The following is a 14518-nucleotide window of genomic DNA, read 5'->3' on the forward strand; positions in this document are numbered from 1 at the left end:
CAGATAAAAAAATATGTCCTTGCCAAAACATCACCTGGAACTGCTCAGCCCCGCCCGTGACGTGAGCATCGCCCGTGAGGCCATCCTGCATGGTGCCGACGCCGTGTATATCGGTGGCCCAAGCTTCGGCGCCCGCCACAACGCCTGCAACGAAGTGAGTGAGATCGCCGGATTGGTGGAGTTCGCCCGGCGCTACCACGCCCGGGTGTTCACGACGATCAACACGATCCTGCATGACAATGAGCTGGAGCCAGCGCGCAAGCTGATCCATCAGCTCTACGATGCCGGCGTCGATGCGTTGATCGTCCAGGACCTTGGCGTGATGGAGCTGGATATCCCGCCCATCGAGCTGCACGCCAGCACCCAGACCGACATCCGCACCCTGGCACGGGCGAAGTTTCTTGACCAGGCGGGCTTCTCCCAACTGGTACTGGCCCGCGAGCTGAATCTGCAAGAGATTCGTGCCATCGCCGACGAGACCGATGCGGCCATCGAATTCTTCATCCATGGCGCGTTGTGTGTGGCGTTCTCCGGCCAGTGCAACATCTCCCACGCACAGAACGGTCGCAGCGCCAACCGTGGCGACTGTTCACAGGCCTGTCGTTTGCCGTACACCCTCAAGGACGATCAGGGCCGCGTCGTCGCTTACGAAAAACACCTGCTGTCGATGAAGGACAACAACCAGAGCGCCAACATTCGCGCGTTGGTGGAAGCCGGCGTTCGCTCGTTCAAGATCGAAGGGCGCTACAAGGACATGGGCTACGTGAAGAACATCACGGCCTACTACCGCCAGCGCCTGGACGACGTTCTTGAAGATCGTCCGGACCTGGCCCGCGCATCCAGTGGCCGCACCGCGCATTTCTTTGTGCCTGACCCGGACAAGACTTTCCACCGTGGCAGCACCGACTACTTTGTCACCGACCGCAAGGTCGACATCGGTGCCTTCGATTCACCGACTTTCACTGGCCTGCCAGTGGGCGTGGTGGAGAAGGTGGGCAAGCGTGACTTGCAGGTGGTGACCTCTGAGCCGCTGTCCAACGGCGACGGTCTCAACGTGCAGATCAAGCGCGAAGTGGTGGGTTTTCGCGCCAACATCGCCGAGCCCAAGGGAGAGTTCGACGAAGATGGCCAGAAGCGCTATCGCTACCGTGTCGAGCCCAACGAGATGCCGGACGGGATGTACAAGCTGCGGCCCAACCATCCACTGAGCCGCAACCTGGACCATAACTGGCAGCAAGCCTTGCAGAAGACTTCCGCTGAACGTCGTATCGGTCTGGCCTGGGTCGCACAGCTGGACGAGCAGCGCCTGCAACTCACCGCCACCAGCGAGGAGGGCGTCAGTGCCAGCGTGTCTCTGGACGGTCCGTTCGGTCTGGCCAACAAGCCGGAGCAGGCCCTGGAGCAACTGCGTGATCTGCTCGGTCAACTGGGCACCACCGACTACCACGCCACCGGCATCAAGCTGGAAGCAACCGAGGCGTTCTTCATCCCCAACTCGCAGCTCAAGGCCCTGCGTCGGGAAGTGATCGAAGCGCTGACCGCGGCCCGTCTGCTGGCCCACCCACGGGGTGGTCGCAAGGCCGAAACAAATCCGCCGCCGGTGTACCCGGAATCGCACCTGTCGTTCCTGGCCAACGTCTACAACCAAAAGGCTCGCGACTTCTATCACCGTCACGGCGTCAAGCTGATCGATGCAGCCTTCGAGGCTCACGAGGAAACCGGAGAAGTGCCGGTGATGATCACCAAGCACTGCCTGCGTTTCTCCTTCAACCTCTGCCCCAAACAGGCCAAAGGCGTCACCGGCGTTCGCACCAAGGTCGCGCCGATGCAACTGGTGCACGGTGACGAGGTGCTGACGTTGAAGTTCGACTGCAAACCTTGCGAAATGCACGTGATCGGCAAGATCAAGGGCCACATCCTTGACCTGCCGCTACCGGGCAGCGTCGCGGAGCCGGTCGTCGGTTACATCAGCCCTGAAGATCTGCTCAAGACGATTCCTCGCGCGCCCCACTGAAAGGTGGGCTAGCCCGCATCAGGGACAGGGACGTTTCTTGATCGGTGTCAAACGGGTGGGGCGGGCAGCTCTGTATTCTGTGAAGCAACACTCGCGCGCCCTTGCGGATGAACGCGCGAGTTCCCATTGGGCCGGAGCTCGCCGGCACTGGCGACACAATGGGATTGATGTTCCTCTCGCTGAGTCATCAGAGCCATCCCTCTCATGGTCTATCCCGTTTTTTTGACATTGCACCTGTTCGCCGCGCTGATCTTCATCGGCACGGTGTTCTTCGAGGTCCTGTTTCTGGAAAGCATTCGCAAGCAATTGCCCGACAGGGTGATGATGCTGGTCGAGCAGGGGATCGGTCGTCGAGCCCGGACGCTGATGCCGTGGGTGTTGCTGGTGTTGTTCGGCGCGGGGATCGGCATGGTCTGGCAGCGTTACTTGCCCGCTCTTGCCACGCCGCTGGCGTCCTCGTTCGGCACGCTGCTGATGGTGAAAATCGTCGTTGCCGTGAGCGTGCTCCTGCATTTTCTGGTGGCCATGATTCTGTTCAAAAGCGGGCGCATGAATGCTCGTTACCTGCAATTCATCCACGGCAGTCTGTTCTGCCATATGGTCGCCATCGTCTTGCTGGCCAAGGGCATGTTTTACCTGACGTGGTGACCGATGGTCGGCCTCTGCAAGCACTTGGCTGGCGGCTTGATACAAATCAAGGAGCGATGATTGCCGATCCCGGACACTGAAGATCTGCAGCCAGTCTGGGAGACCCGTCATGCTCGATTTCTTTCACAACCCTGGCGAGCTTGTCGCTCGGTGCGATCAGGGTGTGCTCGACCCCAACTGCCATGCCGATACGCAAAAGTTTCACAACGGCATCGGCTCTCTGGATTTGCTTCGTGCCTTGCGCGTCAGCCGCCAGAAACGCCGGCCGCTCTCCCTGAACTTGCGCCTGCCTTCCAGCCTCAAGCCATCCTTTTGCACCCTTGCGGATGCCTGCGGCGAGCAGGGCGCCATCGAGCAGTACCTGCGGCGTCTGGAACACGAGATCGACCTGGTCGGTTGCCACACCCATCCAGAGCAACGGGTCGAGCAATTTCACCTGGGCGGTGGAACGCCCACCATCGCCCATATTCAGCGACTGATGGGGCATTTGCGTCGCCGGTTCAACTTTCTGGCGCATGAGTCTGGCGACTACAGCGTTGAAGTGGATTTGCATCACACCGATTGGTCGACCATGGGCGTGCTGCGCGACCAGGGATTCAATCACGTCAGCATTGGCGTTCCGGACATCGACACCGAGTGCGAGATGTCCGTGGCTTGCTACCAGAATCCGGCGCCGATCCATTCGCTCATCGATGCCGCGCGCACGTTTGGTTATCGCTCCATCAATGTCGATCTGGGGTTTGGCCATGCCTGGCAAACGCCGGACAGTTTTTCGCTGAAGCTGACGACGATTATCGAGCTGGAGCCCGACCGCCTGATGGTGTTCGACTACGCCCGGCCGCCACGCCGCTATCGGCCTGTGCTCGGTGACAAGGCCAGGGCGTTGTGCAGCCAGGACGACAAAGGCGCGATGCGTCAGATCTGCTTCGAGCAATTGCTTGCAGCGGGGTATCACTACATCGGCATGGGGCAGTTTGTCCGGCCCGATGATGACCTGGCGATCGCTCAGGAGCGGGGCCGCTTGAGCCGCACCTGCGACGGTTTCACCCGTCACGGCTATTGCGACCACATCGGGTTCGGTGTGGGCGCCATCAGCCGGATCGATGATTTGTACACGCAAAATACCGACGCCATTGAGCGCTATCAGCGTCAGCTGGACAGCGACCAGCTGCCGACAGCGCGTGGCTGGCGTTTCGAGGCGGGGGAGCAGATCAGGCAAATGGTCATGGAGCGACTGGCGTGTGATCAGGAGCTGGATATCCGTGCCATCGAGCGGCGCTATGGGCTGGTGTTCCCCATGTATTTCTCATCCGTCTGGCCGTTGCTGGAGCAATTGAGTCGTGACGGTTTGATTGAATTGTCAGAGCGTTTTATCAGCATCCTTCCCGCCGGCCGGCAGGAGGTGGATGCTATCTGCAGCCTGTTTGAAAAGGAGGTGGACAGTGCAAAACATTAACCCACCTGCGAGTTGACTGATCATGAAGCCTTCATTCGATTTCAATCGTGCCCTGGTCGAAAAATATGACCGGCCCGGGCCGCGCTACACCTCTTACCCGACGGCCCCGCAGTTTCATCAGGCGTTTGCCGTAGACGACTATCAGCGTGCAGCCCACGACAGCAACCAGGCCGCTGTGCCGAAACCGTTGTCGGTGTACATCCACATCCCGTTTTGCAAAAGCCTTTGTTATTACTGCGCCTGCAACAAAATCATTACCCAAAAAACCCATCGGGCCGTCGAATACCTGACGTACCTCAAGCGTGAAATCGCCATGCAGGCCGCGCTGTTCGACAACACGCGCAAGCTTACGCAGCTGCATCTGGGCGGGGGCACACCGACGTATTTGACCCAGGAACAACTGGCCGACCTGATGGATTGCCTGCACCAGGCATTCGACATGGACGACAGCGACGACCATGAGTTTTCCATCGAGGTCGACCCGCGCACCATCAGCAGCGAACAGATCCACTCGCTGCGCCAATTGGGCTTCAATCGCCTGAGCTTTGGCGTGCAGGACTTCGATCCCGACGTCCAGGCGGCGGTCAATCGCCAGCAAAGTGAAGCGCAGATTTATGCGCTGGTCGCGGCGGCGCGCGAGGCGCAATTCAAGTCGATCAGCGTCGATCTGATTTACGGCCTGCCCCTGCAAACGGTACAGAGTTTCGATGTCACCCTCGCCAAGATCATTGCTCTGCGCCCGGACCGGATTGCTGCCTACAGTTATGCGCATCTGCCGGAGATGGTGCGCGCGCAACGGCTGATTCGCCCGGAGGACATGCCACCGCCGGAGCGCAAGCTGGAGTTGCTCGAACTGACCATTCGCCGTTTGACCGAGGCCGGTTATGTCTACATCGGCATGGACCATTTCGCCTTGCCGGATGACGAGCTGGCACTGGCCCGTGCCCATGGCACGCTGCAACGCAATTTCCAGGGGTATTCGACCCATGCCGACTGCGACTTGATCGGCCTCGGGGTGTCTTCGATCGGCAAGGTCGGCGACAGCTACAGCCAGAGCGTCAAGGAGCTTTCGCAGTACTACGCGCGCATCGATCAAGGTCTGCTGCCGGTGCATCGGGGTTATCGCCTGAGCGCTGACGACCTGTTGCGCCGCGAAGTGATCAGCGACCTGATGTGCCATGGCCGGATCGATTTCGCCAAGTTCGAGGCGCGTCACGCGATCTGCTTCACCGAGTATTTTGCCGAGGCATTGGCCCAACTCGGCGAGCACGTTCGCGACGGGCTCTTGCAGATTCACCGTGACGAGCTGGTGCTGTTGCCGCAAGGGCATTTGATGATGCGCAGCGCCGCGATGGCGTTTGATGCCTACTTGGGCGATCAGCAAAAAGGCCAGTTTTCGCGCACTGTTTGAGACATTCGGAGCGCTCTGGCGCGGGGATTGTCAGCAAGTTGATTTCAATCAAGGGACGGGGGCGCAATGCTCCCTAACATGGCCGCAGACCCTTTGAAATCAGCCTGCTCATGACAATCTCTTCGCCTTCGATACCTGGCAACCTGCGCATCTGGAGCGTTGGTCTGGTGGTGATGGTCTTGCTGATACTCGCGATGTTCGCGGTGGTTCAGGCCAAGTCATACGGCGACATCGAGCAGCAGCGCATCGAGAAGGTCTTCCCGCAAACCGATTCGGTTTCCGCAGCGGAAGGCCCGTTCAAGGTGCGGACGATATCAGCGGCCGGCAAGGTCATCGGTTATGTCTTCCAGAGCCTGGACGTGGTGGACATTCCGGCCTACTCGGGCAAACCGATCAATACCCAGGTGATCCTCGACACCGCCGGTGTGATTCAGGATGCCTACGTCCTGGAACACCATGAGCCGATTCTGCTGATCGGTATCCCCGAAGAAAAACTCCACGGTTTCAGCGCCCGCTACACAGGGATCAAGGTCAGCCAGCGAGTGGTTGTCGGCCACTCCAGTGACCCGAGTGCGGTCACCGTGGATGCCATCGCCGGCGCAACCGTCACCGCCATGGTGGTCAATGAAGTCATCATGCGGGCCGCCCATGAAGTGGCCGTATCGCTCAAGCTGATCGAGGACAAGGGGGCAGTGGCGAGCAAGCCCGCCACCGTGCGCCAGGACTTTTTCGAGCCCGCCACCTGGGAGCAACTGAGCGGAAACGGCGCCATCCGCCGCTTGAACCTGACCCGTGGACAGGTCGATGCCGCCTTCAAAGGCACCGAGGCCGAAGGCGTCGACACGGCCGCGCCTGACCAGGTCGATGACACCTTTATCGAGCTGTACACCGCCGACCTGAACCCGCCGACCATCGGCCGCGCGCTGCTGGGTGACATTCAATACCGTGTCCTGATGCAAGACCTCAAGCCCGGCGAGCAAGCCATTGCTGTATTGGGACGCGGTTTGTATTCGTATAAGGGCTCGGGTTATGTGCGCGGCGGGATTTTCGACCGGGTGCAATTGCGCCAGTTCGGCAATGTCATCAGCTTTCGCGACATGGACCATCAGCGCCTCTCCGACGTGTTCGCCAAGGGCATGCCCGAGTTCAATGAAATGTCGGTGTTCATTGTGCGCAAGCAGGCGGGTTTCGATCCGGGATCGCCCTGGTCCCTGGAGTTGCTGGTACGGCGTCAGACCGGTCCGGTCAGCGGCATGTTCAGCAGCTTCGAACTGTCTTATCAATTGCCCGAGCAATACCTTGAGCGCCCTGCACCGAGTGCCGAAGAACTGGCCGCCATCGAGGAAGCCAACCGGCCGATGTGGTTGACGATCTGGTATCAGAAACACTTCCAGGTCGGTGTACTCGCCACCGCGTTGTTGCTGCTGACGGCGATCCTGTTCCTGCAGGACAAGTTCACCCGCCGCCCGCATTTCCTGCACTGGCTGCGTCGCGGTTACCTGATTTTCACCGTGGTGTTCCTCGGCTGGTATGCGCTGGGGCAGCTGTCGGTGGTCAATGTCCTGACCTTTGTCCATGCGTTGTTCGAGCACTTTCGCTGGGAGCTGTTTCTCACCGACCCGCTGATTTTCATGCTGTGGGTGTTCACCGCCGCGAGCATTCTGTTGTGGGGGCGTGGGGTGTTCTGCGGCTGGTTGTGCCCGTTCGGTGCCTTGCAAGAACTGATCAACGAAGCCGCGCGCAAGCTGAAAATCCCCCAGTACGAATTGCCCTTCGCGGTGCATGAGCGGTTGTGGGCGATCAAGTACATCATTTTGCTGCTGCTGTTCGGTATCTCCCTGGAATCCATGTCCACCGCCGAACTGTTCGCCGAGGTGGAACCGTTCAAGACCGCCATCACCCTCAGGTTCGACCGCCAATGGTGGTTTGTCCTTTACGCGGTGGCGCTGCTGGTCATCAACATCTTCACGCGCAAAGTCTATTGCCGCTACATCTGCCCGTTGGGTGCCGCGTTGGCGATCCCGACCAAGCTGCGCCTGTTCGACTGGCTCAAGCGCCGCAAGGAATGCGGCAACCCCTGCCAGTTGTGCGCCAAAGAATGCGAGATCCAGGCGATTCATCCGGATGGGCGGATCAATGCCAACGAGTGCCACTACTGCCTCGATTGCCAGATGACTTACCACAACGAACACAAATGCCCGCCGCTGATCAACAAGCGCAAGAAGCGCGGCAAACCGGCACCTGTGGCGGCGCAACTGATACCTGTCGTGGAAGTGACCGCCCCTGAATGACGCGCCCTTGTAGGAGCGAGCCTGCTCCGGGCGGCGCTCCGACGATGGTCGCTAACGTTGACGCGTAATGACTGGCTCAACGCGGCGCTCTTGAGTCCATCGCGAGCAGGCTCGCTCCTACAGTTGACCGAGTTCTACCCGCACACAGTTTTTATCCCTTCAAGGAGTACGCAGCATGACTGACACAGAATCCACAAAACCGGTGCAGGAAGAAGAACAGACCGGACTCAGCCGTCGCGGCTTTCTCGGCAGCAGCGCCGTCACCGGGGCGGTGCTGGCAGGGGCCACGACATTGGGCGGGGCGGTGTTCAGCCGCGAGTCATGGGCGGCTGCGGTCAAGGATGCGCAGGCGAAAACCCATGTCGGCCCCGGCGAGCTGGACGAATACTACGGCTTCTGGAGCGGTGGACATCAGGGCGAAGTGCGGGTGCTGGGCGTGCCGTCGATGCGCGAGTTGATGCGTATTCCGGTGTTCAACGTCGACTCGGCCACCGGTTGGGGCCTGACCAACGAAAGCAAGCGCATCATGGGCGACAGCGCGAAGTTCCAGAACGGCGATTGCCATCACCCGCACATCTCCATGACGGACGGCAAGTACGACGGCAAGTACCTGTTCATCAACGACAAGGCCAACTCCCGTATTGCGCGCATCCGCCTGGACATCATGAAGTGCGACAAGATGCTCACGGTGCCGAACGTGCAAGCCATTCACGGCCTGCGCCTGCAAAAAGTGCCGTACACCAAGTACGTGTTCGCCAACGCCGAGTTCGTCATTCCGCACCCCAATGACGGCCACACCTTCGACCTGCAAGACAAGAACAGCTTCACCATGTTCAACGCCGTCGATGCCGAAAAAATGGAAATGGCGTTTCAGGTGATCGTCGACGGCAATCTGGACAACGCCGACATGGACTACACCGGCAAGTACGCCGCGTCCACCTGCTACAACTCGGAGAAGGCCTACGACCTCGGCGGCATGATGCGCAACGAGCGCGACTGGGTTGTGGTGTTCAACATTCCGCGCATCGAAGCCGCGATCAAGGCCGGCAAGTTCATCACCCTGGAAAACTCGAAAGTGCCGGTGGTCGACGGTCGTAAAACCGATGGCAAGGACTCCGAATTCACCCGTTACATCCCGGTGCCGAAGAACCCCCACGGCCTCAACACCTCATCCGATGGCAAGTACTTCATTGCCAACGGCAAGCTGTCGCCGACCGTATCGATGATCGCCATCGACCGCCTGGACGACCTGTTCGCCGATAAATTCAAGGACCCGCGCGAAGTCATCGCCGCCGAGCCGGAACTGGGCCTGGGCCCGTTGCACACCACCTTCGACGGTCGCGGCAATGCCTACACCACGCTGTTCATCGACAGCCAGGTGGTGAAGTGGAACATGGCGGACGCGGTGCGTGCCTACAAGGGCGAGAAGGTCAATTACATCAAGCAAAAACTCGACGTGCATTACCAGCCCGGCCACAACCACGCGTCGCTGACCGAAACCAGTGAGGCGGACGGCAAGTGGCTGGTGGTGTTGTGCAAGTTCTCCAAGGACCGCTTCCTGCCGACCGGGCCGCTGCACCCGGAAAACGACCAGTTGATCGATATTTCCGGCGAAGAAATGAAGCTGGTGCACGACGGCCCGGCGTTTGCCGAACCGCACGATTGCATCCTCGCGCGGCGGGATCAGATCAAGACGCAAAAAATCTGGAACCGTAACGACCCGTTCTTCGCCGCCACCGTGGAGTTGGCCAAGAAGGATGGCATCAACCTGGAGACCGACAACAAGGTGATCCGCGACGGCAATCATGTGCGGGTCTACATGACCTCCATGGCACCGGCGTATGGCCTGACCGAGTTCACCGTCAAGCAGGGCAACGAAGTGACCGTGACCATCACCAACATCGACCAGATCGAGGACGTGTCCCACGGTTTCGTCATGACCAACCACGGCGCGAGCATGGAGATCAGCCCGCAGCAAACCTCGTCCATCACCTTCACCGCCGACAAGGCCGGCCTGCATTGGTATTACTGCAGCTGGTTCTGCCATGCGCTGCACATGGAAATGGTCGGCCGCATGAAGGTCGAGCGGGCCTGACGGTTGAGCATCGACAGGAGCGGACCGATGACCGACATCAAGGGAAACCCGATCAAGGTGATCGCGCTTGCGCTCCTGCTGATGCCCGGCAGTGTGCTGGCGGTGCAACCCATTACCACGCTGCCGTTGCGCCTTGACGCCGAGCAACGCTGGCACGTGCCGGCGGGCGAATACCGTGGCTCGTTCAGCGTCGATCAACCGATGCAGATTGTGTGCGAGCCCGGCGCGGTTTTTCAGGCGCAAGGGCAGGGCAACGGGGTGATTGTCAGCGCACCGGACGTTGGGATCGAGGGCTGCACTTTTTTGGACTGGGGTCATGACCTCACGGCCATGAATGCGGCGGTCTTCCTCCAGCCCAAGGCCCGTGGCGCGGTAATCAAAGGCAATCGCCTGCAAGGTCAGGGTTTCGGGATCTGGGTCGATGGGACTCAGGATGCGAGCCTGATCGACAACCGCATCCAGGGCGATCCGGCGATGCGTTCACAGGATCGCGGTAACGGCATTCACCTTTATGCAGTACATGGCGCCAGGGTCATCGGCAACCAGGTACGCGACACCCGCGATGGCATCTACATCGACACTTCCAACGGCAACCTGCTGCAAGGCAATACCCTGGAAGACCTGCGTTACGGCGTGCATTACATGTTCGCCAACGACAACCAGCTGATCGGCAACACCACCCGCCGCACCCGCACCGGCTACGCCCTGATGCAAAGCCGCAAGCTCACGGTGATCGGCAACCGCTCCGAACAGGATCAGAACTACGGCATCCTGATGAACTACATCACCTATTCAACCTTGCGCGACAACTTCGTCACCGACGTGCGCGACGGCTCGACCGGCGACAGCATGATCAGCGGCGCCGAGGGCAAGGCGCTGTTCATCTACAACTCGCTGTTCAACCGCATCGAACACAACCACTTCGAGCACAGCGCCGTGGGCATTCACCTCACCGCCGGCTCCGAAGACAACCGCATCGCCGACAACGCGTTTGTCGGCAACCAGCGCCAGGTCAAATACGTCGCCACCCGCTTGCAGGAATGGTCGGCGGATGGCCGGGGCAATTACTGGAGCGACTATCTGGGCTGGGACCGCAACAACGATGGCCTGGGCGATATCGCCTACGAACCCAACGACAACGTCGACCGCCTGCTGTGGCTGTACCCGCAGGTGCGGCTGTTGATGAACAGCCCCGGGATTGAACTGCTGCGCTGGGTGCAACGGGCGTTTCCGGTGATGAAATCGCCGGGCGTACTCGACAGCCATCCGTTGATGAAATCCACCACGCACACCCTGACCAAGGAGCCCGTCACATGAATGTCGTCGATCTGGAAGGCGTCAGCCAGCGTTATGGGCACACCACGGTGTTGCATCAGTTGAGCCTGAGCCTGGCCGAAGGCGAAGTGCTGGGTTTGTTCGGGCACAACGGCGCGGGCAAGACCACCAGCATGAAACTGGTGCTCGGTTTGCTGCAGGCCAGCGAAGGGCAGGTCAGGGTGTTTGGCCGCCTGCCCAGTGATCCGAATGTCCGGCGTCTGCTCGGCTATTTGCCGGAGAACGTGATGTTTTATCCGCAAATGAGCGGTCTGGAAACCTTGCGTCATATCGCGCGACTCAAAGGGGCCGCGTTCGCTCAGGTGGACGGGCTGCTGGAAGAAGTTGGCCTGGCAGGGGCGGCGCATCGACGGGTCAAGACCTACTCCAAAGGCATGCGCCAGCGCCTCGGGCTGGCGCAAGCGTTGCTCGGCGAACCGCGCCTGTTGCTGCTTGACGAGCCGACGGTCGGCCTCGATCCCATCGCCACTCAAGACCTGTATCGGTTGCTCGACCGTCTGCGCAGCCAGGGCACCAGCGTCATTCTCTGTTCCCACGTTTTGCCGGGGGTCGAGGCGCATATCAATCGCGCGGCGATCCTGACCCAGGGGCGCCTGCTGGCCCTTGGCAGTCTGCGCAGCCTGCGCGAGGAAGCCGGGTTGCCGACGCTGATTCGCGCCAACGGACTCAAGCATGCCGGCCCCTTGCAGGCCTCGTGGAACATCGCAGGGCATGTCACTCAACGTTGGGGCGTGGAGGGCCTGGAAGTGGCCGCGCTCAATGGCAGCAAACTGGGCCTGTTGCGCCAGTTACTCAATGAGGATGAGCCGGCGGACGTGGAAATTACTCCACCGTCCCTGGAAGACCTCTACCGCTATTACATGGGACGGGCCGCTGCGACCCACAGTGGAGAGATTCTATGAACCCGATCTGGAACATGGCCCGCAAGGAATTCAATGACGGTTTGCGCAACCGCTGGTTATTGGCGATCAGCCTGTTGTTCGCGGTGCTGGCCACCGGCATTGCCTGGTTGGGCGCGGCGGCGTCCGGTCAGTTGGGCTTTACCTCGGTGCCCGCGACCATCGCCAGCCTGGCCAGCCTGGCGACGTTCCTGATGCCGCTGATTGCCTTGATGCTGGCATATGACGCCATTGTCGGCGAGGACGAAAGCGGCACCTTGCTGCTGTTGTTGACCTATCCGCTGGGGCGCGGGCACATCCTGCTCGGCAAGTTCATTGGCCATGGGTTGATCCTGGCGCTGGCAACGCTGATCGGTTTCGGCTGCGCGATGCTCGCGATTGCCGTGTTGGTGGACGACGTCGAGCTGAGTCTGCTGCTCTGGGCCTTCGGACGATTCATTGTGTCGTCGACGCTACTGGGCTGGGGCTTTCTGGGGCTGGCTTATGTGCTGAGCAGCGTGGCGGCCGAGAAATCCACGGCCGCCGGTTTGGCGCTGGGCGTGTGGTTCTTTTTCGTGCTGGTGTTTGACCTGGCGCTGCTCGCACTGCTGGTGCTCAGCGAAGGGCACTTCAACCCGAAAGTGTTGCCCTGGTTGCTGCTGTTCAATCCCGCCGACCTCTATCGCTTGATCAATCTTTCCGGTTTTGACGCCGTCGCCAGTACCGCTGGCGTGCTGACCCTGGGCAGCGATTTGCCTGTGCCGGGCTCGATGCTCTGGCTCTGCCTGCTGTTGTGGGTGGCGGCGCCGTTGGGTACGGCCTGGCTGCTGTTCCGTCGACGGGCGACTTGAATTCTTACTTTGGTTTTTTGGAGCACCTGACGATGAGAACGCTTGATTGGAAGACGCTGCGCAACCTGGCTGGCCTGATGGTCTGTGTGCTGCTGACGGCGTGTGACAAACCCGTGCAAGCCAGCTACAGCGATGCCCCCAGCGCCTTTCATCCCAGTGATGAGTGCCATGTCTGCGGCATGATCATCGACGGCTTCCCCGGCCCCAAGGGCGAAGTGGTCGAGCGCAGCGGCATCAAGAAATTCTGCTCCACGGCGGAAATGATCGGTTGGTGGCTGCAGCCGGAAAACCATCATGGCGATGCCAAACTATTTGTCCACGACATGGAGCACAGCCCATGGAATGCGCCGGATGATACCCGGCTGATCGATGCCAAAGATGCGTATTACGTGGTAGGCACCCGGCTCAAGGGGGCGATGGGTGTGGTGTTGGCGTCGTTCTCCAGCCAGCAGGCGGCTGAAAAACTGGCCACGGAGCAGGGCGGTCGCGTGCTGCGGTTCAGCGAGATCGATCAGTCGGTGCTGCAGCAACCGGCCATGTCGCACTCGACTCATTGAGCTGTCGATCCATTGAGAAAATCTGATCGCCGTCAAGTCGGTATTTTTGCATCTGTTCAAAGATAGGGGCCCGCCAGGTCCCCAGTGCTTGGCATCGACGATGCCCAGGAGAACATGATGCAAACCGAGTTTCAGGATCGTTTGGCCGTGATCACCGGCGCCAGTTCCGGGATTGGCCTGGCCTTGTGCGCGGCGCTGTTGCCGCGCGGGGTCAGGGTGTTGGCGATGTCGCGCACCGTCGGTGACTTGCCGGCCTTGCAGCAGATTTATGGTGAACGGTTGCAATGGTGTGCCGGGGACGTTACCTGCGAGGACGATCTGCAAGGGTTGGCCCGGCGGGCGGCGACGTTGGGGCGGGTGGATTATCTGGTGCCCAACGCCGGCATTGCCGAAATGGCCGATAGCCTGGATATGCCGGCCTTCCAGCGGCAATGGGCGGTCAATGGTGCGGGTGCGTTGAACACTCTGGCGGCGTTGCGCGGTGAGTTGGCGAATCCGGCGTCGGTGGTGTTTGTCGGCAGCTTCCTGACGGGGTCGAGTTTTCCCGGCCTGGCGGCCTGCATTGCCAGCAAGGCGGCATTGGCGGCCCAGGCGCGCACGCTGGCGGTGGAGTTTGCCCGTTACGATGTGCGCATCAACCTGGTTTCGCCGGGGCCGACCGCGACCTCGATGTGGGACAACCTGGGCTTGAGCGACGGTGAGCTTGATGATGTTGCCGACACGCTTGGCAAGCGTCTGTTGCCGGGGCATTTTCTTGATGCGTCTGCGGTGGCCAACGTGATTATTTTTCAGCTGTCCCAGGGGGCGCGGGGGGTTTATGGACAGGACTGGAAGGTTGATAACGGTTATACGTTGGGCTGACGGGGGGGATCGGGGTACATATCCATTTCTGCGGTAACGGCGGCTATTGGTTTCGCCCTTACGGCGAGTCCCTTTTCCAAACGCCGAAAAGGAACCAAAAGGCTTTGCCCCTGACGTACGG

At 60.4% G+C, this 14518-nt stretch carries 11 protein-coding genes; all 11 read left to right on the plus strand.

Annotation, left to right across the window (positions count from 1 at the left end; genetic code table 11):
* Window positions 1-13 precede the first annotated feature (13 nt).
* The gene (locus tag PMI32_RS08515) at window positions 14-2014 is read left to right on the plus strand and encodes a peptidase U32 family protein (RefSeq protein ID WP_008032068.1); all 2001 of its coding nucleotides are present in this window, start codon (window positions 14-16) and stop codon (window positions 2012-2014) included.
* A 204-nt stretch (window positions 2015-2218) separates the two neighbouring features.
* Window positions 2219-2662: a CopD family copper resistance protein gene (locus PMI32_RS08510; RefSeq protein WP_008032069.1), complete on the plus strand. Its 444-nt coding sequence runs from the start codon at window positions 2219-2221 to the stop codon at window positions 2660-2662.
* Between the two features lie 109 nt (window positions 2663-2771).
* A complete protein-coding gene (locus PMI32_RS08505) occupies window positions 2772-4118 on the plus strand; it encodes an oxygen-independent coproporphyrinogen III oxidase (RefSeq protein WP_008032070.1) in 1347 nt (448 codons plus the stop codon).
* Between the two features lie 22 nt (window positions 4119-4140).
* Window positions 4141-5529 carry an oxygen-independent coproporphyrinogen III oxidase gene (gene hemN / locus PMI32_RS08500; protein WP_008032072.1) on the plus strand — a complete coding sequence of 463 codons (1389 nt, stop codon included), beginning with the start codon at window positions 4141-4143 and terminating at the stop codon, window positions 5527-5529.
* A gap of 110 nt (window positions 5530-5639) precedes the next feature.
* On the plus strand, window positions 5640-7820 hold the full coding sequence (gene nosR, locus PMI32_RS08495) for a transcriptional regulator NosR (RefSeq protein WP_032828964.1): 2181 nt from the start codon (window positions 5640-5642) through the stop codon (window positions 7818-7820).
* A 175-nt stretch (window positions 7821-7995) separates the two neighbouring features.
* Window positions 7996-9915, plus strand: coding sequence for a TAT-dependent nitrous-oxide reductase (gene nosZ, locus PMI32_RS08490; RefSeq protein WP_008032075.1), 1920 nt, complete (start codon window positions 7996-7998; stop codon window positions 9913-9915).
* Window positions 9916-9942: 27 nt separating this feature from the next.
* Complete coding sequence (locus PMI32_RS08485) at window positions 9943-11232, plus strand: nitrous oxide reductase family maturation protein NosD (protein WP_008032076.1); 1290 nt, start codon at window positions 9943-9945, stop codon at window positions 11230-11232.
* Window positions 11229-12152 (plus strand): ABC transporter ATP-binding protein, encoded by a 924-nt coding sequence (locus tag PMI32_RS08480; RefSeq protein WP_008032078.1) that lies wholly within the window; start codon window positions 11229-11231, stop codon window positions 12150-12152. The genes PMI32_RS08485 and PMI32_RS08480 overlap by 4 nt, the downstream gene beginning before the upstream one ends.
* Entirely contained in the window at window positions 12149-12979 is an 831-nt protein-coding gene (locus PMI32_RS08475; protein WP_008032080.1) for an ABC transporter permease, read from the plus strand. Before PMI32_RS08480 ends, PMI32_RS08475 begins: the two co-directional genes overlap by 4 nt.
* A 32-nt stretch (window positions 12980-13011) precedes the next feature.
* Window positions 13012-13536, plus strand: coding sequence for a nitrous oxide reductase accessory protein NosL (locus PMI32_RS08470; RefSeq protein ID WP_008032083.1), 525 nt, complete (start codon window positions 13012-13014; stop codon window positions 13534-13536).
* Between the two features lie 117 nt (window positions 13537-13653).
* The gene (locus PMI32_RS08465; RefSeq protein ID WP_008032084.1) at window positions 13654-14397 is read left to right on the plus strand and encodes an SDR family NAD(P)-dependent oxidoreductase; all 744 of its coding nucleotides are present in this window, start codon (window positions 13654-13656) and stop codon (window positions 14395-14397) included.
* The last annotated feature ends 121 nt before the right edge of the window (window positions 14398-14518 follow it).

It is taken from the genome of Pseudomonas sp. GM60 (assembly GCF_000282415.1).
Classification (GTDB): Bacteria; Pseudomonadota; Gammaproteobacteria; order Pseudomonadales; family Pseudomonadaceae; genus Aquipseudomonas; species Aquipseudomonas migulae.

Coding starts and splice junctions, on each gene's coding strand:
- PMI32_RS08515 (WP_008032068.1), top strand. CDS start 14: ATGTCCTTGCCAAAACATCACCTGGAACTGCTCAGCCCCGCCCGTGAC.
- PMI32_RS08510 (WP_008032069.1), top strand. CDS start 2,219: ATGGTCTATCCCGTTTTTTTGACATTGCACCTGTTCGCCGCGCTGATC.
- PMI32_RS08505 (WP_008032070.1), top strand. CDS start 2,772: ATGCTCGATTTCTTTCACAACCCTGGCGAGCTTGTCGCTCGGTGCGAT.
- hemN (WP_008032072.1), top strand. CDS start 4,141: ATGAAGCCTTCATTCGATTTCAATCGTGCCCTGGTCGAAAAATATGAC.
- nosR (WP_032828964.1), top strand. CDS start 5,640: ATGACAATCTCTTCGCCTTCGATACCTGGCAACCTGCGCATCTGGAGC.
- nosZ (WP_008032075.1), top strand. CDS start 7,996: ATGACTGACACAGAATCCACAAAACCGGTGCAGGAAGAAGAACAGACC.
- PMI32_RS08485 (WP_008032076.1), top strand. CDS start 9,943: ATGACCGACATCAAGGGAAACCCGATCAAGGTGATCGCGCTTGCGCTC.
- PMI32_RS08480 (WP_008032078.1), top strand. CDS start 11,229: ATGAATGTCGTCGATCTGGAAGGCGTCAGCCAGCGTTATGGGCACACC.
- PMI32_RS08475 (WP_008032080.1), top strand. CDS start 12,149: ATGAACCCGATCTGGAACATGGCCCGCAAGGAATTCAATGACGGTTTG.
- PMI32_RS08470 (WP_008032083.1), top strand. CDS start 13,012: ATGAGAACGCTTGATTGGAAGACGCTGCGCAACCTGGCTGGCCTGATG.
- PMI32_RS08465 (WP_008032084.1), top strand. CDS start 13,654: ATGCAAACCGAGTTTCAGGATCGTTTGGCCGTGATCACCGGCGCCAGT.